The 26,628-nt window shown below is 64.7% G+C and carries 17 protein-coding genes; 10 read left to right on the forward strand and 7 right to left on the reverse strand.

Annotation, left to right across the window (positions count from 1 at the left end; translation table 11 throughout):
* Positions 1-24: 24 nt before the first annotated feature.
* Together ACCD07_RS21940 and ACCD07_RS21945 are read right to left on the reverse strand one after the other, a co-directional pair.
* Positions 25-1,779 (reverse strand): ABC transporter ATP-binding protein, encoded by a 1,755-nt coding sequence (locus ACCD07_RS21940; protein WP_413448547.1) that lies wholly within the window; start codon positions 1,777-1,779, stop codon positions 25-27.
* A 97-nt stretch (positions 1,780-1,876) separates the two neighbouring features.
* The gene (locus ACCD07_RS21945) at positions 1,877-2,617 is read right to left on the reverse strand and encodes a phasin family protein (protein WP_353403357.1); all 741 of its coding nucleotides are present in this window, start codon (positions 2,615-2,617) and stop codon (positions 1,877-1,879) included.
* A gap of 280 nt (positions 2,618-2,897) precedes the next feature.
* Here ACCD07_RS21945 and ACCD07_RS21950 point away from each other — a divergent pair, with 280 nt between their 5' ends.
* The 5 genes from ACCD07_RS21950 to ACCD07_RS21970 all read left to right on the forward strand — a co-directional run bounded on the left by ACCD07_RS21950 (position 2,898) and on the right by ACCD07_RS21970 (position 8,673).
* Positions 2,898-4,172 carry an amidohydrolase family protein gene (locus tag ACCD07_RS21950; protein ID WP_413448548.1) on the forward strand — a complete coding sequence of 425 codons (1,275 nt, stop codon included), beginning with the start codon at positions 2,898-2,900 and terminating at the stop codon, positions 4,170-4,172.
* Positions 4,173-4,264: 92 nt separating this feature from the next.
* Complete coding sequence (locus tag ACCD07_RS21955) at positions 4,265-4,786, forward strand: N-acetyltransferase family protein (RefSeq protein ID WP_413448549.1); 522 nt, start codon at positions 4,265-4,267, stop codon at positions 4,784-4,786.
* Entirely contained in the window at positions 4,783-5,301 is a 519-nt protein-coding gene (locus tag ACCD07_RS21960) for a GNAT family N-acetyltransferase (RefSeq protein WP_176652740.1), read from the forward strand. The genes ACCD07_RS21955 and ACCD07_RS21960 overlap by 4 nt, the downstream gene beginning before the upstream one ends.
* A 122-nt stretch (positions 5,302-5,423) precedes the next feature.
* Positions 5,424-7,049, forward strand: coding sequence for a methyl-accepting chemotaxis protein (locus ACCD07_RS21965; RefSeq protein ID WP_413448550.1), 1,626 nt, complete (start codon positions 5,424-5,426; stop codon positions 7,047-7,049).
* A gap of 121 nt (positions 7,050-7,170) precedes the next feature.
* Complete coding sequence (locus tag ACCD07_RS21970) at positions 7,171-8,673, forward strand: putative bifunctional diguanylate cyclase/phosphodiesterase (protein WP_413448551.1); 1,503 nt, start codon at positions 7,171-7,173, stop codon at positions 8,671-8,673.
* Here the strand turns inward: ACCD07_RS21970 and ACCD07_RS21975 are convergent.
* Positions 8,660-11,953 (reverse strand): alpha/beta hydrolase-fold protein, encoded by a 3,294-nt coding sequence (locus ACCD07_RS21975; protein ID WP_413448552.1) that lies wholly within the window; start codon positions 11,951-11,953, stop codon positions 8,660-8,662. The genes ACCD07_RS21970 and ACCD07_RS21975 overlap by 14 nt on opposite strands.
* Entirely contained in the window at positions 11,950-13,797 is a 1,848-nt protein-coding gene (locus tag ACCD07_RS21980) for a glycoside hydrolase family 13 protein (RefSeq protein ID WP_413448553.1), read from the reverse strand. The genes ACCD07_RS21975 and ACCD07_RS21980 overlap by 4 nt, the downstream gene beginning before the upstream one ends.
* 477 nt (positions 13,798-14,274) lie before the next feature.
* Between ACCD07_RS21980 and ACCD07_RS21985 the strand changes: the two genes are divergently transcribed.
* The 3 genes from ACCD07_RS21985 to ACCD07_RS21995 all read left to right on the forward strand — a co-directional run bounded on the left by ACCD07_RS21985 (position 14,275) and on the right by ACCD07_RS21995 (position 19,250).
* Positions 14,275-17,103 (forward strand): TonB-dependent receptor, encoded by a 2,829-nt coding sequence (locus tag ACCD07_RS21985; protein ID WP_413448554.1) that lies wholly within the window; start codon positions 14,275-14,277, stop codon positions 17,101-17,103.
* A 124-nt stretch (positions 17,104-17,227) separates the two neighbouring features.
* Positions 17,228-18,745, forward strand: a complete 1,518-nt coding sequence (locus ACCD07_RS21990; RefSeq protein WP_413448591.1) for a tryptophan halogenase family protein — start codon at positions 17,228-17,230, stop codon at positions 18,743-18,745.
* 34 nt (positions 18,746-18,779) lie between these two features.
* Complete coding sequence (locus ACCD07_RS21995; protein WP_176652745.1) at positions 18,780-19,250, forward strand: hypothetical protein; 471 nt, start codon at positions 18,780-18,782, stop codon at positions 19,248-19,250.
* Between the two features lie 21 nt (positions 19,251-19,271).
* Here ACCD07_RS21995 and ACCD07_RS22000 read toward each other — a convergent pair whose 3' ends face one another.
* A complete protein-coding gene (locus ACCD07_RS22000) occupies positions 19,272-19,922 on the reverse strand; it encodes a glutathione S-transferase family protein (RefSeq protein WP_413448555.1) in 651 nt (216 codons plus the stop codon).
* A 137-nt stretch (positions 19,923-20,059) separates the two neighbouring features.
* On the opposite strand from ACCD07_RS22000, the gene ACCD07_RS22005 reads away from it, so the two are divergent.
* Entirely contained in the window at positions 20,060-20,623 is a 564-nt protein-coding gene (locus tag ACCD07_RS22005) for a TetR/AcrR family transcriptional regulator (RefSeq protein ID WP_176652747.1), read from the forward strand.
* Positions 20,624-20,633: 10 nt separating this feature from the next.
* Here the strand turns inward: ACCD07_RS22005 and ACCD07_RS22010 are convergent, their stop codons facing one another.
* Entirely contained in the window at positions 20,634-22,463 is a 1,830-nt protein-coding gene (locus tag ACCD07_RS22010) for a M2 family metallopeptidase (protein ID WP_413448556.1), read from the reverse strand.
* Between the two features lie 129 nt (positions 22,464-22,592).
* A complete protein-coding gene (locus ACCD07_RS22015) occupies positions 22,593-25,043 on the reverse strand; it encodes a TIM-barrel domain-containing protein (protein ID WP_413448557.1) in 2,451 nt (816 codons plus the stop codon).
* A gap of 174 nt (positions 25,044-25,217) precedes the next feature.
* On the opposite strand from ACCD07_RS22015, the gene ACCD07_RS22020 reads away from it, so the two are divergent.
* Positions 25,218-26,546, forward strand: a complete 1,329-nt coding sequence (locus ACCD07_RS22020; protein WP_413448558.1) for an MFS transporter — start codon at positions 25,218-25,220, stop codon at positions 26,544-26,546.
* Positions 26,547-26,628: the final 82 nt, after the last annotated feature.

The raw sequence follows: 26,628 nt of genomic DNA on the forward strand, positions 1-26,628 counted from the left end.
GAGACTGCGGGGGAGGCGGCGGGTTTAGAGTGCATCGAGACTGGCTTCCAATTGTTGATAGCGCCACTGGCTGGCATACCAGCCGTCCTGCTCCAGCAGCTGTTCGTGGCTGCCGGTTTCGCTGATGCGGCCGTCGCGCAGCACGACGATCAGGTCGGCGCTGACGACGGAACTGAGGCGGTGGCTGGCGATGACGGCGCTGCGGCCCTTGCGCGCCTGGCGCAGTTCTTCCAGGTGCTGCAGGATGCGCGTTTCGGTGCCGGTGTCGACGGCGGACAGCGCGTCGTCGAGCAGCAGCAGGTCGTTGTCGGCCAACAGCGCGCGGGCGATGGCGACGCGCTGGCGCTGGCCGCCCGACAGCGTGATGCCCTTCTCGCCGACCTGCGTTTCGTACCCCTGCGGGAACTGCAGGATGTCGTCGTGGATGGCGGCCAGGTTGGCGGCATGCTCCACCTGCGCGCGGCTGGCGCCGGGGCGGGCCAGCGCGATGTTGTCGGCGATCGAGGCCGAGAACAGGAACGACTCCTGCGGCACCCAGCTGATGGCGGCGCGCAGCGCGTGCAGCTTGTATTCGTCCAGAGCATGGCCGCTCCATTGCACGCTGCCCGATTGCGGCGTCAGCTGGCGCAGCAGCACGCGCAGCAGGGTCGACTTGCCGCAGCCGGTGGGGCCGACCAGGCCGAGCGTCTGGCCCGGCTTCAGTTCGAGGTCGATCTCTTTCAGCGCCGGAATGCTTTGTTCGGCATAGGCGTAGCTGACGCCGCGCAGCGACAGCGGGCCCGGCGCGACGCTGGCCAGCGTGCCGTGATCGTCGATGGCCAGCGGCGCGTCGAGCATCGGCTGCAGGCGCTGCCAGGCCGCGCGTCCGCGCTCGATCAGCGACAGCACCCAGCCGGCGGCGAACATCGGCCAGATCAGCTGCCCGAGATACATGGTGAAGCTGGTCAGCGCGCCGATGGTCAGCTGCTGTTGCCAGATCAGGTAGCCGCCCAAGCCCAGCGTCAGGCCGCCGGCGGCGGTCAGGGTCAGGCCGACCGCCGGTTCGTAGGCGGCCTCCCACACCTGCGCGCGCAGGCTGGCGTTGGACGCGTGCTGCGCCAGCTCGCCGAACTGTTTGGCGCTGCGCTGCTCGAGGCCCAGCGCGCGCAGGGTGCGCACCCCGGACAGGGTTTCCTGCACGTGGTCGTTGAGCGCGCTGAAGCGCTTCAGCGAATCGGTGGAGGCGGTGTGGATATGGCCGGAGATGTACCAGAACGCCCACCCCATCAGCGGGAACGGCAGCAGCGCGATGCAGGCCAGGCGCCAGTCTACGCCAAGCAGCATCACGCCCAGCACCATCACCAGCGTCAGCGCGCCGTCGAAGCCGGCCAGCATCGCTTCGCCGGCGGCCATTTCAATCGCGTCGATATCGTTGGTGGCCAGCGCCATCAGGTCGCCGGTGCGCTGGCGCTGGTAGAAGGCCGGGCCTTGCAAGGTCAGGCGGGTGTACAGGCGGGTGCGCAGCGACACGCCCAGCTGGTAGGCGGCGCCGTACAGGATCTGGCGCCAGCCGACGCGCAGGAAGTAGATGCAGGCGCCGATCAGCAGCAGCGAACCGATTTCCATCAGCAGCGCGTTGCCGCCCAGCGTGTGGGCGGCCAGGCCGTCGATCATGGCGCCGACCTTGCGCGGCACCCAGACGGTGAGCGTGGCGACGCCCGCCAGCATGGCGCCGGACAGGATATAGGCGCGGCTGTGCTGGCGGACGAAGCCGCCGATCAACGCGGATAATTTTGACATGTTGCCTCAGAAGCGTGGGGCCGGCGGACAAGCACCGGCGCTTAGCCCGCTAGGATACAACATGGCTGCCGGATCCGCCCGGCACGCTGCGGGACTTTTATTTCTTGGCTTTGGCGCCGCTCAGCATGTCGAGCTGCTTGCCGGCCGGTTTGGCGGCCTGCTTGGCTTTCGGCGCCTCGACGGATTTCAGCGCGGGCTTGCCTTCAGCCGCCACCGGCTTAGGCGGCGCCGCCGGGAACGATGGCTTGGCGGCGACCTTGACGTCGATCACGTCGCTGGCTTCGGGCACCGGCGCGGCGGCCGGTTTCGGCTTGGCGACCTTGGCGGGAGTTTTCGGCGCGGCCGGCACGGCCACCGCTTCGTTGGCCGGCGCGGCGGCGGTTGCGGCGACCACCGGCGGCTTGGCGACTGTGGCAGGCGGCGCCACCGCTGCCGAGACGGCGGCCGCCAGCGCCGGCGGCGTTGCCTTGGCGGCGGCGGTCACCGGCGCGGTGGTCAGCTCGGTCACTTGCTTGATGGTGCTTTGCGCGGTCTGGATCAGTTCACTCTGGACGTCGGTGGCGATGGCGTACAGCTGGCGGCCGTAGGCCAGCAGGCTGTCGAAACTGGCCGGCTCGGCGGTGCTGAGGCTGAAGAATTCCTTGGGATCCTTGGCTTCCAGCAGTTTCTTCGCGGCGGCGGACGACTTTTCCACCGAAGCCTTGGTGGTGCTGATGTTCAGGGCGATGACCTTTTCCGCGCTTTCCACGGCGGTGCTGGCAAACGTGCTGAAGATGTTGAACTGGGCTTCCAACTGGGATTTCGTAGCTGCGGAAAACTGTTCGGTGATCGAAGACATGGTTTCTCCTGGGGCGATAGAATGATCAGTGCGTATTGGCGTATGGATATGGCAGCGCGGTATGGCAGTGCCCGGAAGGCGCATTATGATGCAATGCAATAATCCCATTCTAGCGACGAAAGTGGGGCTTGGAAAGTTATTTTTTCTGCTATGACGCAAAGCTTGCAACAAGTAAAAATGCCGCATAGACACTATCTGTCTATAATTTGATTTATAACAACACGCACGGCCGGAAATGCAGACAATTAGTGCATCGCAACAACTTACTGGAGAACGCTGAATGGATGTCGTCATACGCAATGCCAACCTGGCCGACGGACAACAAGGCGTCGACATCGCCATCGAGCACGGCCGCATCGCCGCCATCGGCAAGGCGCTGCCGCTGCGGGCCGCGCGCGAGATCGACGCCGGCGGCGATCTGGTCAGCGCGCCCTTCGTCGACGCCCATTTCCACATGGACGCCACGCTGAGCTACGGCCTGCCGCGCGTCAACGCTTCCGGCACCTTGCTCGAAGGCATAGCGCTGTGGGGCGAGCTGAAGCCTGACCTGACCCAGCAGGCGCTGGTCGAACGGGCGTTGCAATATTGCGACTGGGCCGTGGCGCGCGGGCTGCTGGCGATCCGCACCCACGTCGACGTCTGCGACGACCGCCTGCTGGCGGTCGAGGCGCTGCTGGAAGTGAAGCGGCTGGTGGCGCCCTACCTGGACCTGCAGCTGGTGGCCTTTCCGCAGGACGGCGTGCTGCGCAGTCCGACCGCGCTGGCCAACCTGAAGCGCGCCATCGCGATGGGCGTCGACGTGGTCGGCGGCATACCGCACTTCGAGCGCACCATGGCCGACGGCGCGGAATCGGTGCGCATCCTGTGCGAATTCGCCGCCGAACAAGGCTTGATGGTGGACATGCATTGCGACGAGTCGGACGATCCGCTGTCGCGCCATATCGAAACGCTGGCCTATCACAGCAACCGCCTCGGCCTGCACGGCCGCGTGGCCGGCTCGCACCTGACGTCGATGCATTCGATGGACAACTATTACGTCAGCAAGCTGCTGCCGCTGATACGCGAGGCGGGCGTGGCGGCGATCGCCAATCCGCTGATCAACATCACCCTGCAGGGCCGCCACGATAGCTACCCGAAGCGGCGCGGCATGACGCGGGTGCCGGAGCTGCTGGCGGCCGGCGTCGAGGTGGCGTTCGGCCACGACTGCGTGATGGACCCGTGGTACAGCCTGGGGTCGGGCGACATGCTGGAAGTGGCGCACATGGGCCTGCACGTGGCGCAGATGACGGGGCAGGACGCGATGCGCGCCTGCTTCAACGCCGTCACGGCGGCGCCGGCGCGTATCCTCGGGCTGCAAGGCTATGGCGTGGCGGTCGGCTGCCATGCCGACCTGGTGCTGCTGGACGCGGCCGATCCGGTCGAGGCGATCCGCCTGCGCGCGGCGCGGCGGCTGGTGATGCGGCGCGGACAGGTGATCGCCGAATCGCCGCGCGCGCAGGCGCAGTTGAGCTTGCCTGGCCGGCCGCCGGTGGTCGGTTTCCGGCTCGGCCGCTGAGACGGACGCGGCCGTCCGCACGGCTGCGCAAGCTGGACTTGCCGCTGGAAATACATGACAATCGAACACTGTTTAACCGGCTTGGAGCTACCGTGAAAGAAATCGCCATCCGGCCCGCGGCGGAAGCCGACTTCGCCGCCATGTGGGGCATCTTCCAGGAACTGATCGCCAGCGGCGACACGTTTTATTTTGCCGCCGACACCAGCCGCGAAGATTGCCACGCCTACTGGTTCGGCCCCGGCGTGCAAACCTTTGTGGCGATCCACAACGGCGAGCGGCTGGTCGGCATGTACCGCCTGATCGCCAACCAGCGCGACCGCGGCGCCCATGTGGCCAACGCCTCGTTCATGGTCAGCCCGGCGGCGCAGGGCGTCGGCGTGGGCAAGCTGCTGGGCCGCGACTGCCTGGACCGCGCGCGCCGCCAGGGCTACCTGGCGATGCAGTTCAACTATGTGGTCAGCTCCAACACGCCGGCCGTGCTGTTGTGGAAAAAGCTCGGCTTCTCGATCGTCGGCACCCTGCCGCGCGCTTACCATCACCGGCTGCTGGGCTACGTCGACGTCTACGTCATGTACCAGTTGCTGGAAGACCCCTCTCATTGGCCCGACGCATGAAAATACTGGACACCGAACGCCTCACGCTGCGCACCATCGGAGCCGATGACGCAGCCTTTTATTACGAACTGGTCAACGATCCAACCTGGCTCGAGCATATCGGCGACAAGGGCATCCGCAGCGTCGAAGGCGCGCGCGCGGCCATCCTCGAAGGCCCCTGCGCGATGCAGGAGCGGCTGGGCCATTCGCTGTACGTCATGGAGCGCAAGAGCGACGGCAAGCCGCTGGGCTTGTGCGGCCTGATCAAGCGCGACAGCCTGCCCGGCGTCGACATCGGCTACGCGATCCGTCCGGCCTGGTTCGGCCAGGGCTATACCTACGAGGCCGCCGCCGCCGTGGTGCGCTACGCGCGCGAACAGCTGGGCATGAAGCGCTTGCTGGGCATCACCAATCCGGCCAACACCAATTCCATCAATCTGCTGGAAAAGCTGGGCATGAGCTTTGTCGAGTTGCAGATGCTGCCGCCGGATGGCCGTCCTACCAATATTTACTGCATCGAGTTCCCGCCCGGTTGAGCTGATATGTTGCAGGGGTGAGAATTCGATAGAATTTTCATGCCACGGCCTTGGATTTTCCGGCCGCTGGGCGCATGATGAATCTGAAGAAACTGAAGTTGCCTATTGCCGAAAGGGTCAATATGAAACTCTCCAATCTGAAGATCGGTGTGCGTTTGGGACTGCTGGGCGCGTTCTTCTTCGTTGCGCTGGCCGTCGTGGCCACCGGCGGCTGGCGCGCGCTGGAGAGCAGCAACGTGCGCAGCGCCGAGGCCATGCAGCGCTCGGTGACCCTGAGCCAGGCCATCGACGTGGCGCGCAGCGCCCAGGTCGAATTCAAGATCCAGGTGCAGGAGTGGAAAAATACCCTGTTGCGTGGCAACGATCCTGCGCAGTTCGACAAATACAGCAAGGCCTTCGTCAAGGGCGGCGAAACCACCCGCGCCGAACTGCAAAGACTGCAGGCACTGCTGGCCAAACTCAATCTGCGCACGCCACTGGTCGACGAGGCGATCGCCACCCAGAACCAGCTGGTGACGCGCTACATGGCGGCGCTGGAAAAATACGATCACGCCAACCCGGAAAGCGCCCACGTGGTCGACGCGCTGGTCAAGGGCATGGACCGCGAACCGACCAAGAAGATCGACGACATCGTCGCCTTCATCGGCAAGGAGTCGCAGCGGCTGATGCAGGAAATGGACGCCGAAAACCAGGCCGCGCATGCGCGCGCGATGCTGGCGATGGGCATCACGCTGCTGGTCACGCTGGTGGTCGGCTGTGTCACGGTGGTGTGGCTGATCAAGAGCATCACGGTGCCGCTGGACGAGGCCGTCAGCATGGCGCAGACGGTGGCCGGCGGCGATCTGCGCAGCGAGGTGCATGTGACCAGCACCGACGAGATCGGCGCGCTGCTGGGCGCGCTCAAGCTGATGCAAAATAACCTGTGCAGCATCGTCGGCAAGGTGCGCACCGGTACCGAGAGCATCCACGGCGCGGCGGTGGAAATCGCCGCCGGCAATCTCGACCTGTCGGGCCGCACCGAGGAGCAGGCCAGCTCGCTGGAGGAGACGGCTGCCGCCATGGTGCAGCTGACCACCACCGTGCAGCAGAATAACGTCAACGCCGCCGAGGCCTGCAAGCTGGCCGATACGGCGTCCACCGTGGCCGCGCGCGGCGGCGACGCGGTCGAGCAGATGGTGCGCACGATGGGCTCGATCAACGAGTCGTCGAAGAAGATCGTCGACATCATCGGCGTCATCGACGGCATCGCGTTCCAGACCAATATCCTGGCGCTGAACGTGGCGGTGGAGGCGGCCCGCGCGGGCGAACAGGGCCGTGGCTTCGCCGTGGTGGCGTCCGAGGTGCGCAACCTGGCCCAGCGTTCGGCGGCGGCGGCCAAGGAAATCAAGGCGCTGATCGGCGATTCGGTCGAGCGCGTGGAGGCAGGCAGCCGGCTGGTCGGCCAGGCCGGCGAAACCATGGGCGAGGTGGTGGCCAGCGTGCAGCGCGTGACGGCCATCATCGGCGAGATTTCCATCGCCAGCGGCGAGCAGCGCGACGGCATCGAGCAGATCAGCCTCGCCATCAACCAGATGGACAGCGTGACCCAGCAGAATGCCGCGCTGGTGGAGGAGGCCGCCGCCGCCGCGGACGCGCTGGAGCAGCAGGCGGCCAGCCTGACGGAGGCGGTCAGCGTGTTCAAGCTGCAGGAACAGAGCGCCGCGCCGGCCACGCATGGGCCGTCACGCCGGATGCTGGCGGTTGCCTGACATGCCTGAGGCGGCTCGCACGATTTGATGCGTCTCAATTGTGCGTTGGAAGCACCGGCGAGGTCCGCCGGTATCCACTATGATGCCCTCTTCCCCGGTGCACCGGATGGAGAGGGACAGCATGAACAGCCTATGGCCGGCGCTGGCCGGCATCGCACCTTGTTTGCTGGCGTTGTGGTATGGCGAAGCACGTGCCCGCGTCCTGCGCGCGCGCTGCACCCAATTGCAGGGCGCGCTGGAATCCCACCGCGACGCCGAAATGCGCCTGGACTACATCGCCCACCACGACAGCCTCACCGGCCTGCCCAACCGCCTGCAGTGCCAGCTGCGGCTTGAGCACGGCATCGCCTACGCGCGCCGCCACGGCAGCCTGCTGGCGGTGCTGTTTATCGACATTGACCATTTCAAGGCCATCAACGACAACCTCGGCCACGACGCCGGCGACCAGGTGCTGGTGCAGTTTTCCCAGCGCCTGCGCAGTTGCGTGCGCGAGGTCGACACGGTGGCCAGGCAGAGTGGCGACGAGTTCATCGTGCTGCTGACCGAACTGCACAGCGCGCTCGATGCGCAGCAGGTGGCCGACAAGATCATCGCCGCCATCGCCGCGCCGTTCCTGGTCCACGGCGAAACGCTGGCGGTGGCGGCCAGCATCGGCATCGCCGTCTATCCGGACGACGCCGCCGACACCGACGCGCTGCTGGAAAAAGCCGACCTGGCGATGTATGCGGCCAAGCAGCGCGGCAAGGGCGGCGGCCTGCGCTTCGTGCCCAGCATGCAGGCCAAGGCGTATTCGCGGCTGGTGCTGGAAACCTCGCTGCGACATGCGCTGGAGCACAACGAGTTCGTGCTGACCTACCAGCCCAAGCTGAACCTGAACGAGCAGAAGATCACCGGCGTGAAGGCGCTGATACGCTGGCGCCATCCGGAGCTGGGGCTGGTGATGCCGCCGGATTTCCTGCCGGTGCTGGAGGAGAGCGCGCTGATCCTGCCGGTCGGCGTGTGGGTGATGGCGACGGCGGCGGCGCAGGCGCGGCGCTGGATGGAACTGGGCCGTCCGCTGACGGTGTCGGTGCACCTGTCGCCGCGCCAGTTCTACCAGAAGGATATCGCGCACGACTTCGGCGAGATACTGCGGCAGGCCGGCGTGCCGGGCCGCTACATCGAACTGGAAATCACCGAGGACATGTTGATCGACAAGGGGCAGAACTGCGACGCCATCCTGCGCCAGTTCAAGCAGCTGGGCGTGGGCATCTCGATCAGCGACTTCGGCACCGGCTATGCGTCGCTGAACTACCTGCGGCGCTTCCCGGTGGACCTGGTCAAGATCAACAAGTCCTTCATCGACGACCTGCGGCGCAGCGCGCGGCAGCCGACCGACCGCCTTGCCGACGGCCGGACGGCGGACGAGGGGGCGATGGTGCGCGCCATCATCGCGATGGCGCATACGTTGAACATGCGGGTGGTCGCCGGCGGCGTCGAGACCGGCGACCAGCTGAGCCAGCTGGAGGCGATGGGCTGCGACGAGGCCTTCGGCTTCTGCCTCAGCGGGGCGGTGTCGCCGGACGAGCTGGAGGCGCTGCTGCTGAGCCGCCAGCGCCGCCTGGAAGCGCTTACTTCGTCGTGACCGCCGGCGGCGCGAAGAACCACGTCAGCGGCCGCTGTACGCGCGCCGCCCACGAGCGCTCGTTGTGGATGGCGCCTTCGGCCGGGTAGAACATCAGGTCTTCATTCAGGCGGTAGCCTTTGGCCAGCATGGCGTCGCGCATTTTCAGCGTGTCGGCCAGGCCGTCGTCGTCGCTGCCGGCGTCGATGTAGAACTTGACGTTCGACGGCGCCGGCACCCTGGCCGTCATGTCGCCCTTGTTCCACCAGAACGAACTCGATACGCCGCCGGCCATGGAAAACACGTCCGGCCGGCGCTGGGCGATGTAGACCGAGGCGATGCCGCCCAGCGAGGAACCCATGATGGCGGTGTGCTCGCGGCCGGGCAGCGTGCGCAGGTTGGCGTCGGCCCAGGGCTTGACGGTATCGACGATGAAGGCCATGTAGGCATCGAGCTTGCCGCCGCCGTATCGCGGGTCGCAGCAGGGCGTGTATTCCGGCAGGCGGTCGGCGGTGTTGTCGATGCCGACGACGATGGCCGGGACGATGGCGCCGCCGGCGATCAGCCGGTCCATCGTCTGCGCGATCTCCCAGGCGGCGCCGTAGGCGGCATCCTTCGGATCGAACAGGTTCTGGCCGTCGTGCATGTATAGCACCGGATAGCGCTGCTGCGGATGAGCGTCGTAGCCGGGCGGCAGGTAGATGCGCAGCTTGCGGCTGTTGCCCAGCTGCGGCGAGGCCACCTGCTCGACGATGCGGATCGTGCCCGCCTGCGGCACGGCGGCCCAGGCCGGAACGGCGGTGACGGCGGCCATCACCGGCTTGGCTGCGGCGCGCGGCAGAGGCATGACGCGGATGCCGTGCAGTTCGAAACGATTCGACGGTCCCTTGACGCCGCCGGCATCCGCATAGCTGGTGTTGGACTTCAGGTAGCTCATGTTGTAGAAGTCGGACAGCTCCAGGCTGTAGCTGCCGGCCGTCAGCCCGGCCTTGAGCGGCGTCGACCATGACGGTCCCGCATCGGCGGGCGAGTGCGGCAGCTGCACCACGCCTTGCGCCGCGACCTTGCCGCCGCCATCCCTGACCGTCAGCCATTTCACGCCGCCGCTGATGCCCAGGTTGATCTGGTGCGCGGTGTTGCGGTACTTGAGCTGCAGCGCGTAGCTGCCGTCGCGGTCGACTTTGATTGCCGGCAGCGCGGCGACATCGGCGGCGGCGATTTCCACGCCGGTGTTCAGGCATACGGGCGCGCTGTGGTGGCTGCGGTTGCCGGAGCCGGTGTACATCGCCTCGACCGCGTAGCACAGGTTGTCGTTCTCGCCTTTGCCGAGCAGCGGCGCGCGGCGGTCGGCCCAGGTCCTGGCGGTAACGCGCTGGGTCGCCAGCTTGCCGTTGCGGTAGATGTTGACCACCGCTCCCTTGTCGACGCCGTCTATCGTCAGCGTCGGGAAATCATAGGTGCCGCGTTCCAGTTTGATGATGCGCGGCTCGGCGGGAGAGTAGACCGCGGGATCGTTCGCCAGCGGTTGCGCGCTCACGCGGTGGATCGCCTGCTGGCCAGCCACCAGTTTGCCGAGCGCGATCTCGATGACGTTGTCGTCGGCGAGCGCCGACCACGGCATCGTGGCCGAATTCACCGGCTTGCCGTTCAGACGCACCGACTCGATGGCGTAGTAACCGTCGCCGCGTACGGCCGGCGGCAGCGACAGGCGCAGCTGCATGCGCTTGCCGCGCAGGTTCAGGCGGTTCATCGTCACCGTATCGCTGCCGGCAAAGGTCTCGCGGCGCAGCTTCGCCGTCACGAACGGTTGCAGCGCGATGCCGTCGTCGGTGGTCTGCACGCCGAACACGCCGCCGACCACCATGCCGAGATAGGCGCCGACAGACCACAGCTGGCGGCGCGAATCGACCACCGGGCCGCTCAGGTCGCCCTGCGCGCGCTTGTCGCTCAACATCGGCAGGCCGGACAGCCACTCCAGGTTCTCCATGTTCGACAGGTTCAATGCCGCGCCGCGCATCAGCGTGTCGTAGGCCGCGTCGGCCACCGCCGTGTTGCCCGCCTTGGCGGCCGCCTTCAGGCCGAACGCCGTCACGAAAGGCCAGATCGCGCGGTTGTGGTAAATCGCCACGCCCGGCTGCTGCGGATAGATCACCGGCGCGCCCATCGGTCCGTGCGGATAGTGCGCCAGGATGCTCTGCGCCTGCTTGTCGTCGGCGATGCCGGTGACGATCGCCAGCGTCTGGCCCAGCCAGTCATACTTGTACAGCGGCGCGCCGTCGAAATGGCCGGCGGTCACGCTGCTGTACATGCCGGCGTCGGGCTGCCACAGGCGCTGGTTGATGGCGCGCTTCAGGTCCGCCGCCCATGCGGTGTACTTGTCGGCCAGCGCGTTGTCGCCCTGTTCGCGCGCCAGCCGCGCCGCCAGCGTCAGCGCCTTGTAGTGGCCGGCGTTGGTGGACAGCGCCTTGGAGGTCGCCATGCTGGCCAGGTCGCGCGGGATCCAGGCGGCGTAGCTTTGCTCGCGCCAGTCGAGGAAGGATTCCTCGCCGTTGTACAAGCCATCGGTCCGGTCGTAGACGGCAAGGCGGTCGTTTTCCAGCGCGTTGTAGAGCGCCTTGAGCGCGGTCGCCGCGAAGGCTTTGCGCTCATCGGGGGCCAGCGCCTTCAAGGCCTCTTCGGCGCCGAAGGCCCAGCTGACGCGGTCCGTGCTGACCGGCCAGCTGCCACCGCTGCCGGTGTCCTGGATGACCTGCAGGCCGTCGGCGGTGCCGGCGACGTGCGCGCCGGGCGTGACGCCGTCGCGATAGCCGGACAGCTTGAACTCCAGCGAATTGCGCACGCGGCGCGGATCGAGCATGCCCAGTCCCAGCGATGCCGCGTAAGACAGGTCGCGGGTCCAGACGTAGTGCCACAACTCGCCCGTTTCAAAGCAGTTGCAGGAGATGGCGTTGCCGCCGTTGTAGCTGCCGTCGCGGATTTCGCTGACGGAGTCCAGCCGCATTTCGTTGGCGGCCATGGCGAACAGCGCGTCGAAGGCCAGGTTGCCGCTGCGGACGGTCGGGAAGTGCTCCGATTCCTGGTAGCTGATTTCCTGTTTGCCGCCTTCGCGCACGCGCATCGTGGTCGATTGCGTGTAGCTGCGCACCGCCGCGCCGGCGTCCGGCGTGGTGTAGCGGACGGTTTCCTGCTTGCCGTCGTAGGTGGCGTAGCTGGCGCTGACGGTGGTCGCCGCCATCGACGGCAAGGAGGGCAACGTCAGCGCGACGGCGGCGCACAGCAGGCTCAAACGAAAACTCATCATTCGATCTCCAGGATCAGCGCCGAGCGCGCCGGCAGTGTGACTTCGCCGTCCAGCGACACGCGCCGGCCGGTGGCGACGTCCACGCCCGAGCGCACGCCGTCCAGCATCTCGTGGAAGCGCGCGGTTTTCAGCACGGTGTCGGTCTTGTTCTTGTTGAAGGCCACCATCACCTTCTTCGCGCCATCGTAGCGGAAATAGACATAGGTGTTCTGTTCCGGACCGTAGTGCATCATCTTGCCGTGATGGATGACGGCGGCGCCCTTGCGCCAGTTGAGCAGCTTCTTCACATACGCCTGCGCCGCCAGCTGCTGCGCGCTCAGTCCCGCGCCGGTGAAGGCGTTGACGGCGTCGCCGCTCCAGCCGCCGGGGAAGTCGTGGCGATAGGAGGCGTCGTCGCGGCCCTTGGTGGTGCTGGTCATCTGGATCTCGGTGCCGGCGTAGAACTGCGGAATGCGCGGCGCCGTCGCGACGAAGGCCATCGCCATGCGGAACAGCGCGTCGTCGGCATTGAGCTCGCTGTAGATGCGCGACACGTCGTGATTGCCTTCAAACAGCACCAGATTGCCCGGATTCGGATACAGGTAGTCCTGCGACAGCGTTTCGTACAAACTGGTCAGACTGTATTGCTCGCCGTCGGCGGCCGAGAGGGCGCGGCGCAGCGTGTCGGTGAGCGGGAAGTCCATCATGCTCGGCATGTGCGACACGTAGCCGTTGAAATTCTGCTTGCCCTCCTGCCAGTGCGCGACGACCGGAATCAGCGGGCTCCATTCCTCGCCCACCAGGTTCAGTTTCGGATACTCGGCCATCACGCTGCCGGACCAGCGGCTGAGGAAGTCGTTGTTGGAGTAGCCGTAGGTATCCACGCGCAGGCCGGACAGGCCAGCGTACTCGATCCACCAGATGTCGTTCTGGATCAGGTAGGTCGCGACATAGGGATTGGCCTGGTTCAGGTCCGGCATGCCCTGCACAAACCAGCCCTCGGTGAAGTTGCGCTTGTCCTCGTCCGACGCATAAGGATCCTGCAGCGCGACGCGGTGATGCTCGGTCGGCACGTACTTGCCCTGGTAGGTCAGCCAGTCCGGCGCCGGCATGTCCTGCATCCACCAGTGCTTGCTGCCGATGTGGTTGAGCACCACGTCCTGGATCACGCCCAGTCCCCTGGCCCGCGCCTGCGCGACGAAGCCGCGGTACTCCTCGTTGCTGCCGTAGCGCGGATCGATGCGGTAGTGGTCCGTGGTGGCGTAGCCGTGGTAGGAGCCGTCCGGCATATTCGATTCCAGCAGCGGCGTCGGCCAGATCTGCGTGTAGCCCATGCCGGCGATGTAGTCCAGGTGGTCGGCGATGCCCTTGATATCGCCGCCGTGGCGGCCGGAGCCGTCCGCCCGGTTCACGCGGTCGGCCATGCCGGCGGCGTTGTCGTTGGCCGGATTGCCGTTGGCGTAGCGGTCCGGCATGACTTCATAGATGGCGTCGGCGCTGCTGAAGCCGATGCGTTGAGCCGAGTCCCTGGCGCGCGCCAGCAGTTGATAGCTGTAGTGGACATCCTGGTTGCCATGCTTGAAGGTCAGGTCCATCTTGCCGGGCGCCGCGTCCGGGGCGATCTCCAGGTCGATGAACAGGTAGTTCTTGTTGGCGACCCGCGACACCGAGGCGATGCGCACGCCCGGATACGCCAGCGCCGGCTCCAGGTCGGCGATCCGCGGCCCGTGCACCATCAGCTGCAGTTTGCTGTTGTGCATGCCGGTCCACCACAGCGGCGGGTCCATATGGTCGATGCGGTAAGGCTCCGCGTGAGCGACAAAGGGCAGGGCGGCCAGCAACGCGGCGGCAAGGGTTTGGTTCATGGCGTCTCCAAGTAGTCGGACTACAGGTTGGTTATCTAGGGTTATCGGGCGAGAATACTATGAAACAAACGGGCTATCAAACGACAAATTCTAGTTTTAATACAATTCCAGCTGCCATTTTTGCTGGCATCCGCCGCCATTTGTTTTTCCGACAAGGTTTGTGGTGGCTTTTAGTTTGAAATGCTACGAACTGAAGTGGTATGGCGGGTAAAAATGTAGTTCCACTACACGTTACTATGCCGTGGTCTGTAGCCGAAATACAACGGGGACAACGTTTTCATAGGGAGTCTACGGGCTGCCGCCACTCTGCGGGCGTAGGCCGATTGAAGTTTAATTGACACGGAATCTAGTTTTAGTACAAAATTCTTCGTAGAACGTCTTTTAGAACGTTTGCATTCCTTGGAACCCGTGTAGTCGATGTAGCGAGAGCTGGCTGTAGTGTCGCGGGTATATTTTTAGATGAGTGAGGGGACATTAATGAAGAAATCCGCCAACCAGCGTGGTGCCGGCTCCGCGCCGACCAATGTTGCATTCAAATTGAGCCCGGTTGCCGCCGGCTGCGCCATTCTGCTGTCCGCAATGGTCACCCCATCGTACGCGCAAGACGCGACGACGGGCGTCGGTGCCGATGGCAAGCCGCTGCAAACGGTGACTGTGTCCGGTATTCGCCGCGGTATCGAAGACGCTATCTCCGTCAAAAAAGACGCCAGCTCCATCGTTGAGGCCATCTCCGCTGAAGACATCGGCAAACTGCCCGACACCACCATCGCCGAATCGCTGGCCCGCCTGCCAGGCCTGACCACCCAGCGTACCAAGGACGGCAGCGCCTCCACCATCAGCATCCGCGGCCTGGGCCCGGACTTCGCCGGCTACCTGTTGAACGGCCGCGAACAGACCAGCACTGGCGACAGCCGCGCGGTCGACCTGAGCGTGTACCCGGCCGAACTGATCGCCGGCGCCACCGTCTACAAGACCAATGACGCCGCCGTCGTCGGCCAGGGCCTGGCCGGCACCATCGACCAGCAGCTGATCGACCCGCTGGCCTTCGGCAAGCGCACCATCTCGGTCAAGGCGCAGAAGACCAAGAACGGCCTGGGCCTGGACGTGCAGGGCTCCGGCCGCCGCGCCAGCCTGACCTACATCGACCAGTTCGCCGACCGCAAGATCGGCGTGGCGATCGGCTACGTGCACCAGACGGGCAGCTCCGGCCAATTCGAATTCGGCACCTGGGGCGACTACACCGGCCCGGTGACCACCACAGGCGGCGCCACCGTCAACGCCAAGGTCCCGGGCGGCAACGGCTTCAACATCGACACCCGCACCGTCACCGACAAGCGCGACGGCGTGGCCGCCATCCTGGCGTTCAAGCCGAACAAATCGTTCAACAGCCAGATCGACATGTTCTGGTCCAAGATCGACGACTACACCAAGATCGACCAGATCCAGATCCCTGGCACCGGCAAGTTCATCAACGCCAACGTCGCCAACGGCGTCGCCACCTCGGCCACCATGACCGGCGTGGGCCTGATCGACCGCAACGAAGGCATCTTCGACCACGACAAGATCAAGTCGATCGGCTGGAAGAGCAACCTGAAAATGGCCGACGGCTGGAGCGCGATGGTTGACTTCAGCCACAACTCGGCCGTGCGCGTCGAGCGCGACGACGAATACTACGGCGGCACCCCGACCAACGCCAATCTGACGATGACCGGCCTGGACGGCCGTACGCCGCAGCTGAGCTACGGCAACAGCCTGACCGATCCGAACACCATGGCCGTGCGCAACCAGTGCGGCTGGTCCGGCATCGCCAACAACTCCGCCTGCGGTTCCGTGGCGCAGGCCGGCTACGCCAAGGGCCCGACCGTGACCGACCAGGTCAACGCGATCCGCGCCGAAGGCAAGTATGAGCTGCCGGACGGTTCGATGTTCAGCACCCTGAAGTTCGGCGCCAACGTCACCAACCGCACCAAGGACCGCGTCACCGACGAAGGCCTGATCGTCTCGGCCAGCGGCGGCGGCTACGACCGCGTTCCATTCCCGACCGGTTCGTCCGTGGCGCACAACGTCGGCGGCGTCGGCATCGACATGCTGGTGTTCGCGCCGCAGGAGCAGCTGATTCCAGGCGCCGCGCTGCAGCGCAAGTACAACAACGACATCCTGTCGAAGAGCTACGGCGTGAAGGAAAAGGTCACTACCGGCTATGCCCGCCTGGACATCGACACCAAGCTCGGCGAGTTCCCTGTGCACGGCAACGTCGGCGCCCAGCTGGTCCATACCGACCAGTCGTCGACCGGCTTCCGCGCCAACGTCGGCTCCAGCCCGACCCTGACCAACCCTTCGCCAGGCATGTCGGAAGACGGCACCAAGTACCACGACTTCCTGCCGGCGTTGAACCTGAACTTCGACCTGGGCAACAGCTACCTGGCCCGCTTCGGCCTGTCGCGCCAGATCGCCCGTCCGGACATGACCGACATGCGCAACTCGTTCAGCTTCGCGGTCAACACCAACCCGACCGCCGTGAACGGCGTGCCGCAGCCGGCCCGTTATGAGGGTTCGGCCGGCAATCCGCACCTGAACCCGTTCCGCGCCAACGCGCTGGACCTGTCGCTGGAGAAGTACTTCGCCAAGAAGGGCTATCTGAGCGCCGCCGTGTTCTACAAAAAGCTGAACAGCTACATCGTTCCGCAGACCTACTCGGACTTCGACTTCACGCCGTTCCTGGCGACCTTCGGCCTGCCTAACCTGCCGAGCGGCAACAAGGGCATCTACACCACGACCACCAACGGCACCGGTGGCGACCTGAAGGGCCTGGAGCTGAGCGCGTCGGCGCCGTTCGAGATGATCCACCCGATGCTGAACGGCTTCGGCGCCAGCGGCAGCTATTCGTCCACCTTCAGCTCGGTACAACTGCCTAACATCATCGGCAAGAATCCGGACCAGGTGGCCGACGCCGGCAGCATCCCGCTGCCAGGCCTGTCGAAGACCAACGCCAAGGCCCAGCTGTACTTCGAGAAGAAAGGCTTCAGCGCCTTCATCGCCGAGAACTACCGTTCGCGCTACGTCGGCAAGGTGGCCAACGACACCGTCGGCGGTTTCCCGGCGCTGGTGTTCATCGAGTCGCAGAAGTGGATCTCGGCCCAGGTCGGCTACGAGTTCCAGGAAGGTCCGCTCAAAGGCCTGTCCCTGCGCGTCGAGGCGAACAACCTGAACAGCCCGTACTACGTCGAGTCCAATGCTGACGGTTCCACCAAGACCCGTACGCAAACCGGCCGCACGCTGTTCTTCACGGTCGGCTACAAGATGTAATAAGGCAGTGGCCTGAAACCTCCAAGCCCCTTGCCGGAATGTTGCCGGCAAGGGGCTTTCTACCTTTATACTTCTGACAATGCCGTGCAGGGACCCTTGCATGGCGTCCTCGTGGGTCTGGATGATGGAACAACGCAAACTGAAAAATATCGTCATCGTCGGCGGCGGCACGGCCGGCTGGATGACCGCCTCCGCGCTGGCCAAGTCGCTCAAGGGCCAGTACAGCATCAAGCTGGTCGAGTCGGACCAGATCGGCACCATCGGCGTGGGCGAAGCCACGATCCCGATGATCAACCTGTTCAACCGCATGCTGGAGCTGGACGAAGACGAGTTCATGCGCCAGACCCAGGGCACGTTCAAGCTCGGCATCGAGTTCGTCAACTGGGGCCGCATCGGCGACCGCTACTACCACGGCTTCGGCGTCATCGGCCAGGACACGTGGACGGTGGACTTCCACCAGTACTGGCTCAAGCAATACCTGGCGGGCAAGGCGCCCGAGCTGGACCATTTCTCGCTCAATAATGTCGCCAGCATGCACAACAAGTTCATGCGCGCGCAGACCGACCTGCCCAATTCGCCGTTGGCGCAGATCGTGCACGCCTACCAGTTCGATGCCAGCCTGTACGCCAAATTCCTGCGCAACTTCAGCGAGGCGCGCGGCGTGCAGCGCATCGAAGGCAAGATCGCCGAGGTCCAGCTGCGCGACGCCGACGGCCACATCGCGGCCGTGGTGCTGGAGGACGGCGGCAGGATCGACGGCGACCTGTTCATCGACTGCTCGGGTTTCCGCGCACTGCTGATCGAGGGCGCGCTCAAGACCGGCTACGAGGACTGGTCGCACTGGCTGCCGTGCGACACGGCCATCGCCGTGCCCTGCGCCAACGCCGCCGAGCTGACGCCGTTCACGCGCGCCACCGCGCGCGGCGCCGGCTGGCAGTGGCGCATCCCGCTGCAGCACCGCATCGGCAACGGCCACGTCTTCTCCAGCAAGTACATGAGCGAAGACGAGGCGACCTCCATCCTGATGAGCAACCTCGATGGCGAGCCGCTGGCCGAGCCGCGCCCCGTGCGCTTCCGCACCGGCAAGCGCACCACGGCGTGGAACAAGAACTGCGTGTCGATCGGCTTGTCGTGCGGCTTTATCGAGCCGCTGGAATCGACCAGCATCCACCTGATCCAGATGGGCATCGCGCATCTGCTGACCTACTTCCCGGCGGCCGGCTTCGATGCCGCCGATATCCGCCAGTTCAACCGCGTGATGGACGACGAGTACATCTGGGCGCGCGACTTCGTGATCCTGCATTACAAGGCCACCGAACGCAGCGACACGCCGTTCTGGGACTACTGCCGCAACATGGCGGTGCCCGAACTGCTGCAGCACAAGATGGATCTGTTCCGCAGCAACGGCCGCGTGTTCCGCGAAGGCGGCGAGCTGTTCACCAAGAACAACTGGCTGCAGGTGATGCACGGGCAGCGGCTGCGCCCCAAGTCCTACAACCCGCTGGTGGACCTGATCGGCGAGCAGGAAATCAACGGCTACATGGACGAAGTCACCAGCGTGATCAAGAACTGCGCGGATGCGATGCCGCTCCATTCCGCCTACATCGCCGCCAACTGCGCGGCGAAGCGGGACCAAATGTAATGTGTGTTTGATTTGACGATAAAAGGAGATATCAATGAAAAAAATAGTCCGTCTGGCCCTGCTGGTTTCGTTGTCCGCCGCGTTTGCCGGTTGCGCCACCACCGGTCCGCGTACCGCCATGCTGACCTACGACAGCAATCCTGCCGGCGCCACCATCTACGAAGGCGGCAAGTCGCTCGGCATCGCGCCGGTGACGCGCACCTATGAGTTCGGCGATTCGGTCAGCAGCATCGCCACGCCGGAAGTGACGGCGGTGTGGACCAGCGGCGCCAAGGCCACTTACTGGACCAATCTGTCGGTGCGCACCGATCTGGCCGCGACCATCGAGCGTCCATTGAATGCGCCGGGCCTGGACAAGGACCAGGCCGCGGCCAAGCCGCTGCTGGAGCAGCGCGCGCGTGAGGCGGAGCGTCTGAAGGATGAGAACATGCGCGAAACCGCGCGCAATTCCGCCCGCTGCCGCGAGCAGATGCAGAAGGGGAATGTGGCGACCAGCGATTGCTGACCGCCATGCCAGGTCACCGCGTCATTGGCCTGATCGGTTCTTGACGCCGGGCCGTTCGGCCACCCTGGCCTGCCACGCCGCCAGCGCGGGCAGGCTTGCCGGCACCGTGACGTCGACGAAGGCCGCGTGCAGCAGCGCGCAGTAGGCGGTGATGTCGGCCACCGAGAACTGCCCGCCGGCGAGGTAGGGCTGGGTCGCCAGCACGCTGTCGAAGTAAGCCATGCCGCGCTTGAATTTCTCCAGGTTGCGTTCTCCCCATTCCTTGCGGTGCGCCCACTCGGGGCTCTTGTACGCCTGCAGCGCTTCGCCCAGGCCGGGCGTGGCGTGATGGAAGTAGATGCCGATGGCGTCGATCAGCTGGTCGTCGGCGCGTTTCTGCATCATGTGGATCATGGCCTTCTCGCGCGGGGTGGTGCCGGTCAGCACAGGCTTGCCGTCGAGGTTGTCCAGGTACTCGGTGATGGCGATCGATTCCGAGATAAAGACGCCGTCGTCGAGTTCCAGCACCGGCACCACGCCGGTCGGATTCTTGGCCAGGAAGGCTTGCTGCTTGTGCTCGGCCGCGAACAGGTCGACCTTGACGAATTCGATCTGCTCGGTGAGGCCTTTCTCGGCAAGGACGATGCGGATGCGGGCGGGGTTGGGGAAGCCGGGGATGTCGTGGATTTTCATAGGATCTTTCATTAAATCTACCTCTCGGTAGATAGGTTACAATGGATCGATAAGCTGGATTTGTCTATCTATCGATAGGTAGATAATAAGTCCGGAGGTTTTGTCGCGTCAAGCGATTTTTTTTACCGGGAATGGATATGGCAAGCGACAAGAAGCAGGAAGTGATGATGGCGGCGCGCCTGATGGTGCAGGCCGGCGGCTACAACGCGCTGAGTTTCCGCGACCTGGCCGAGGCGGTGGGGGTCAAGAGCTCCAGCATTCATTACTACTTTCCGACCAAGGGCGACCTGGGCGCGGCGCTGGCGCGCCAGTACACCGAGGAGTTCCTGGGCTACCTGGAAGGCTTGCTGGCCGATGGGCTGGACTGGAAGGAGTGCATCGCCAGGTATGCGGCGGTGTTCCGCGATACGCTGATGCGCGAGAACCGCATGTGCATGGCCGGCGTGCTGGCGGCCGAGCGACCCAGCCTGGCGCCGGAGGTGAAGGCGGAAGTGGAGCGGTTTACCACATTGATCGTCGAGTGGCTGGCCAGGGTGCTGGCGATCGGCAAGCCGAAGATGGCGCCGGCGGCGTTGAAGGGATGGGCGTTTGCCGTGTTCTCGGCGATTGAAGGCGCGCAGCTGGTGGCGCGCGGGTGCGATGATGTAAAGGTGTTCGACCAGACGTTGGCCGGATACAGGGCAGCGGGTCTGCTGCCCTGATATGCTGGCCTTACTTCTTCTCAGCCGCCGCAAAGGCGGCGTTCTGCGCATCCAGCCAGGTTTTGAGCGGTGCGAAGTAGTCGAGCAGCGCGCCGCCGTCGATCTTGTCTTCGCCTGAAATCGCCTTCAACGCTTCCGGCCACGGCTTGCTCGCGCCCATCGCCAGCATCTGCTGCAGCTTGGCGCCGGCCTTGGCGTTGTCGTACACCGAGCAGCGGTGCAACGGACCGGTGTAACCGGCTTCGCGGCACAGCGCGCGGTGGAACTGGAACTGCAGCATGTCGGCCAGGAAGTAGCGCGCGTACGGCACGTCGGCCGCCACGTGGTACTTGGCGCCGGCGTCGAAGCCGTCGCTGGAGATCGCGGCCGGGCGCTTCATGCCCATGTATTGCTCGCGCAGCTGCCACCAGGTCTTGTCGTAGTCCGCAGGCTTGGTCTTGCCGGAGTAGACGTCCCAGCGCCATTTGTCGACCGAGTAGGCGAAGGGCAGAATCGCGACCTTGCTCAGCGCGCGTTCCAGCAGCTGGCCGATGTCGGCGTCGGCGTCCGGAGCCTGGTCCATCAGGCCCACTTTCTGCAGATAGCCCGGCGTGATCGACAGCGCCACGGTGTCGCCGATGGCTTCGTGGAAGCCGTCGTTGGCGCCGTTGCGGAACAAATAGGGTTGCTTGCCATAGGCCAGGAAGTAGTAGACGTGACCCAGCTCGTGGTGGATCACGGTAAAGTCTTCCGCGGTCGGCGTGATGCACATCTTGATGCGCACGTCGTCCTTCTCGTTCAGCGGCCATGCCGAGGCGTGGCACACCACATCGCGGTCGCGCGGCTTGGTCAGCAGCGAGCGCTCCCAGAACGATGCCGGCAGCTTCTGCATGCCCAGCGAGGTGTAGAAACGCTCGGCGTATTGCGTCATTTGCCTGGCGTCGGTCTTGCGCTCCTCCAGCACCTTGCTCAGGTCATAGCTGCTGGCGCCGGTCGCCGGTTTCAGCAGCGGATACAGGTTGTTCCAGTTCTGCGCCCACATATTGCCGAACAGGTGGGACGGGATCGGGCCGGTCAGCGGCACGACGTCCGGGCCGTAGGTCTGGCGCAGCTTGTAGCGGGTGTAGGTATGCAGCGCGTCGTACAGCGGCTTGACCTGCTGCCACAGGCGCTCCATCTCGGCGGAGAAGGCTTCCGGCGGCATGTCGTACTGTGCGCGCCACATGGCGCCGGTGTCGGCAAAGCCCATTTGTTTCGCGCCCTTGTTCGACAGGGCGACGTATTCGGTGTACTTCTGCTTGTACGACGGCGACTGCGCGTGCCAGCCCAGCCACATTTCCTTGAGCTTGGCCTCGTCGCGGCTGCTGGCCAGCACCTTCTCCATTTCGCCCAGCGCCATGCAGGCGTCGCCGGTGCCGTCGTCCTTCTTGACGCAGTACTTGGCCTTGCCGTAGGCGCCGTTCATGGCGGCCTGCAGCTGCGCATATTGTTCGCGTTCCTTGGCGTCGGCGAAGACCAGCGTCTGCTGCAGCAGCATCATCTTGCGCGCCGGTTGCGGCGCCAGCTTCAAGCCGTTGAAGCGGCGCGCGGCAATCGCCGCCTCGCCCGCCGCCGTCAGGTAGCGTTCGGCGAAGTAGGATGCGATGGCCTCGGTGTCGTCGGTGATGAAGTTGGAACCGACCCAGGCGCCCCTGGCCTGTTCGTTGTTGAGCTTATTGAGACGTTCCTCGGTGTCGGCCAGGAAGCGTTCGGCTTCGGCGACGGTAGGTTTTTTTGCGGGGGCGGCCAGCACGGTGGTACTGGCGGCTGTCATGGCGCTGAACGCCAGCAGCGTGCTGATGAGTTTTGGTGACACAGGCATCTCCCTTGGTGGTTGCGAACCCGGGGTCAGGTCCCCCATTTCTACACGAGCTCTGCAGTAGCGACGGCTACTGCAGAGCTCGTGTAGAAATGGGGGACCTGACCCCGGAGTTGCAACAATGATACACGCTTACAGGGCGATGGCGACGCTGCGGCTGGCCTGGCTGGAGGCCGGCATTGGCACGTTCAGCACCTTGGACGCTTCGTCCCAGACGAAGATCACCGGCTTGCCGTCGACGCGCACCATCGATGGGTGGCTGGTCACGTTGTGCACCTGCAGCGCGATGCTGCGCTCGGGGCGCTGGTACCGATTGCCCGTTTCCGACTCCACGCGCAGCGTCAGGCTGCGGCCCTGCAGCTTGCTGGCGAAGTGCAGCAGTTCGTACTTGCCCTGTTCGTAGGCTTGCGCGGTCAGGCCGTCGTCGTCATACAGCTTGCCGGCGCCGGCGCTCACCGAGGCGTCGTGGTAGTAGTGCAGCTCGAGATTCTTGGTCGAGTAGTCGCGCGTGGACTGTACCGGCTTGACCATCGGGATGAAGGCGCCGGCGCGGACGTAGACCGGCACGTGGTCGGCGGCCAGCGCGATCGTGTCGGTGACGCCGCCGGCGCGCTTCTCGCCGGTGTAGAAATCGAACCATGCGCTGCGTGCGGGAAAGTAGACCTCGGCCGTGGTGGCGCCTTGCTTCAGCACCGGCGTGACCAGGAAGTCCTTGCCCCACAAGTAGGTCGACGACATCGCGCGCACCCTGGCGTTGCCGGGCTCCTCGTAGATCATCGGCCGCATCAGCGGCAGGCCCTTCTGGTTGTTGTCGAAACCGAGCGTGTAGTTGTATGGCAGCAGGCGGTAGCGCATGCGGATGGCCTCGCGCGCCAGCGCCTTGGTCCGGTCTTCGCGGTAAACCGGCTCCGACGGCACTTCGTCCTGCGCGTGCGGACGGAACACCGGCTGGAACACGCCGTACTGCAGCCAGCGCGTGTATAGCTCATTGTCCAGCACCGGATTGGCGAAGCCGCCCAGGTCCGAGTGCATATAGCCTGCGCCCTGCATGCCCATCTGCAGCGAGATCTCCGGCTGCGATTGCAAGCCGCCCCAGCCCCTGTCCACGTCGCCGGACCACGGGATGATGCCGTAGCGCTGCGAACCCGAATACCCGGCGCGCATCAGGATGAACGGACGCTCGGTAGGGAAGTCTTGCTGGTAGCCTTCCGCCACCAGCCGCGCCCATTGATGGCCGTAGATGTTGTGGACCTGGTCCGCCGTCAGGCCGCCCGCATGGCGCATGGCGGTCGGATGCACTTCCGGCTCGCCCAGGTCGCCCCAGACGCCGGTCACGCCCTGCTGGCGCAGGCCTTTGTAGATATTCCAGAACCAGTCCTTACCCGGCTTGGCGAAGATGTCGATCAGCCCCGTGTGGCCGAAGTAGAAGTCGTAGGCCAGCGGCTTGCCGTCGGCGCCGGTGCCGAGCACTTTTTTGTCGATGGCCTCCTGCCATTTGCTGGAGGAGTCCAGGATGAACGGCTCGGTGATGACCACCGTCTGCACGCCTTTTTTCTGGAAGTCCGCGATCATGCCGGTGGGGTTGGGGAAGCTGTCCTTGTCCCATTCCAGGTTGCCCATCGTGCCCTTGATCTCCTTGCCGAACCAGAACAGGTCGAACACGATGGCGTCGAGCGGGATGTCGTCGGCGATGAACTTGTCCACCGTCTGCCGCGCCACGGTCTCGTTGCGGTAGCCGAAGCGCATCGCGAAGTTGCCGAAGGCCCAGCGCGGCGGCAGCGGTTGTTTGCCGGTCAGGCTGGTGTAGTTGCCGACCACGTCTTCCCACGTGTCGCCCGCGACGACCTGGTAGGTCTTGCGGCCGCCGATGGTCTCGTAGGTCAGGCTGTTGTCCTTCTTGCTGTCGAAATCGAGGTAGCCGGTTTGCGGATTGTCGAAATGGATGGCGTACATTCTCGACGACAGCGCCACCGGTATCGCATAGCCCATCTGCTCCGACTTGTCGCCGTAGCCGTAGTGCGCCTTGTTGTACAAGGTGAAGCGATGGCCGCGGCGGTTCATGCCGACCGCGCGCTCGCCCGCGCCATACAGCGCCTCGTCCTTGTCCAGTGCGAACTCGATGGCTTCCAGTTCGCGCGCTTCGCCCTTGTTGATATCCTTGCTGCCGGTGGCGATATCGTCCTTCATCTTCAGGTAGCCGTGTTTTTCCGCGACCAGCTTCCTGCCCTTGTAGGCGTAGGCGATCTGGAACGGCGACTTGGTGATCGTGACGACGATGCCGGGTGTGGCATATTCGACGCTGTTGGCTTTCGTGACCAGCGTGGTCTTGACTGCGGCCGGCGCCAGCACCACCGCATGCGATGCCGGGTCGGCCTGCTCACCCTTGGGCACGAAGGTGGTTTCGACGATGGCGGCGGAGTAGGGCTTGATCAGGTAGCTGCCGTCGCTGGTGTGGACTTCCAGCTGGCCGTCGCGGCGGGTGGCGCTGTCGAATTTGCGGTCGGCGTTCTGCGCGCTGGCTGCCTGGCTGACTACAATCAGCGGCAGTACGGCCGCCAGTGTGGCGATGGAGTTGCTTTTCATGAAAGTATGCGGTCTCGGTGGTTGTTATGATTTTGTTGTTTGGCTACATTTGACTACAAAATTCGGTCCCTGGGATGGCCTTAAGCCTTTATTTTACTAGGTAATTCTTTCAATTGACACTGATGGGGTGCCGTGTTATTTTGCTACAAATTCAAATAATCGGGGACCCGCAGCATGCAACCATCCAGCAGCAAGCCCATACTGTCGTTCTGGCAGTTATGGAATATGAGCTTTGGCTTTTTCGGCATTCAATTCGGCTTCGCGCTGCAAAACGCCAACACCAGCCGCATCTTCTCCACGCTGGGCGCCAATCCCGACGACTTGTCACTGTTCTGGCTGGCCGCGCCGGTCACCGGCTTGCTGGTGCAGCCCATCATCGGCTATTTGAGCGACAACACCTGGCACCCGACCTGGGGCCGCCGCCGTCCGTTCTTCTTCGTCGGCGCCTTGCTGGCGTCGATCGCGCTGTTCCTGATGCCCAATTCCACCGCGCTGTGGATGGCCGTCGCCGTACTGTGGCTGATGGACGGTGCCATCAACGTGTCGATGGAGCCTTTCCGTGCCTTCGTCGGCGACAAGCTGGGGCCATCGCAGCAGACCGCCGGCTTCGCGATGCAGACCTTCTTCATCGGCTGGGGCGCGGTGATCGCGTCGCTGCTGCCGACCATCTTCGCCGATGTCCTCGGCGTCAGCAACGTGCCGGTCAACGGCGCCATCCCCGACACCGTGCGTTACTCGTTCTACGCCGGCGGCGCGATCTACATGCTGGCCGTGCTGTGGACCGTGGTCACCGCCAAGGAAACGCCGCCGGACGACCTGGCCGCGTTCCGCGCCGAGCAGCAGCGCAGCAAGGGCCTGGGCCACGCCTTCGCCGAGATCCTCAGCGGCTTCGTCAAGATGCCCAAGACCATGGTGCAGCTGGCGGCCGTGCAGTTCTTCACCTGGATCGCGCTGTTCGCGATGTGGATCTACACCACCTCCGCCATCGGCGAAAACGTGTTCGGCACCACCGACGCGCAATCGGCCGCGTTCCAGGAAGCGGGAAACCGCGTCGGCGTGATGTTCGCCGTGTACAGCGGCGTGGCGGCGCTGGCCGCGTTCATCCTGCCCGTCCTCGCGCGCAAGACCAGCCGCAAGTTCGTGCACATGAGCTGCCTGCTGATCGGCGGCGTCAGCCTGTTCAGCATCTACGCCATCCACGACCTGAGCATGTTGTACCTGCCGATGATCGGCGTGGGCGTCGCCTGGGCGTCGATCCTGACCATGCCGTACGCGATCCTGGCCGGGGCGCTGCCGGCCAAACGGATGGGCTACTACATGGGCGTGTTCAACTTCTTCATCGTCATTCCGCAAATCGTCAGCGGCGTGCTGCTGGGGTTTGTGACCAAACACTGGTTCATGGGCCATACCGTCAAGACGCTGATGCTGGGCGGCGTGTGCATGGTGGTGGCGGGCGTGTTGACGCTGGCCGTGCGCGATAACGCAGAACCGGCCGGCCATTGATGTAATATTGTTCGTGAGACAAGTTACTTGTGCGACGCGATTTTGCCGGAACAGGTAAAACCGTTGCAGTAAATCTGTCACC

Origin of the sequence: Duganella sp. Dugasp56 (assembly GCF_047304105.1) — a bacterium.
GTDB classification, from domain to species: domain Bacteria; phylum Pseudomonadota; class Gammaproteobacteria; order Burkholderiales; family Burkholderiaceae_D; genus Rugamonas; species Rugamonas hordei.

Bases quoted from the DNA above. Each gene is read 5' to 3' on its own strand.
- ACCD07_RS21940 (WP_413448547.1), bottom strand. From the start codon at position 1,779: ATGTCAAAATTATCCGCGTTGATCGGCGGCTTCGTCCGCCAGCACAGC.
- ACCD07_RS21945 (WP_353403357.1), bottom strand. From the start codon at position 2,617: ATGTCTTCGATCACCGAACAGTTTTCCGCAGCTACGAAATCCCAGTTG.
- ACCD07_RS21950 (WP_413448548.1), top strand. From the start codon at position 2,898: ATGGATGTCGTCATACGCAATGCCAACCTGGCCGACGGACAACAAGGC.
- ACCD07_RS21960 (WP_176652740.1), top strand. From the start codon at position 4,783: ATGAAAATACTGGACACCGAACGCCTCACGCTGCGCACCATCGGAGCC.
- ACCD07_RS21965 (WP_413448550.1), top strand. From the start codon at position 5,424: ATGAAACTCTCCAATCTGAAGATCGGTGTGCGTTTGGGACTGCTGGGC.
- ACCD07_RS21970 (WP_413448551.1), top strand. From the start codon at position 7,171: ATGAACAGCCTATGGCCGGCGCTGGCCGGCATCGCACCTTGTTTGCTG.
- ACCD07_RS21975 (WP_413448552.1), bottom strand. From the start codon at position 11,953: ATGATGAGTTTTCGTTTGAGCCTGCTGTGCGCCGCCGTCGCGCTGACG.
- ACCD07_RS21980 (WP_413448553.1), bottom strand. From the start codon at position 13,797: ATGAACCAAACCCTTGCCGCCGCGTTGCTGGCCGCCCTGCCCTTTGTC.
- ACCD07_RS21985 (WP_413448554.1), top strand. From the start codon at position 14,275: ATGAAGAAATCCGCCAACCAGCGTGGTGCCGGCTCCGCGCCGACCAAT.
- ACCD07_RS21990 (WP_413448591.1), top strand. From the start codon at position 17,228: ATGGAACAACGCAAACTGAAAAATATCGTCATCGTCGGCGGCGGCACG.
- ACCD07_RS21995 (WP_176652745.1), top strand. From the start codon at position 18,780: ATGAAAAAAATAGTCCGTCTGGCCCTGCTGGTTTCGTTGTCCGCCGCG.
- ACCD07_RS22000 (WP_413448555.1), bottom strand. From the start codon at position 19,922: ATGAAAATCCACGACATCCCCGGCTTCCCCAACCCCGCCCGCATCCGC.
- ACCD07_RS22005 (WP_176652747.1), top strand. From the start codon at position 20,060: ATGGCAAGCGACAAGAAGCAGGAAGTGATGATGGCGGCGCGCCTGATG.
- ACCD07_RS22010 (WP_413448556.1), bottom strand. From the start codon at position 22,463: ATGCCTGTGTCACCAAAACTCATCAGCACGCTGCTGGCGTTCAGCGCC.
- ACCD07_RS22015 (WP_413448557.1), bottom strand. From the start codon at position 25,043: ATGAAAAGCAACTCCATCGCCACACTGGCGGCCGTACTGCCGCTGATT.
- ACCD07_RS22020 (WP_413448558.1), top strand. From the start codon at position 25,218: ATGCAACCATCCAGCAGCAAGCCCATACTGTCGTTCTGGCAGTTATGG.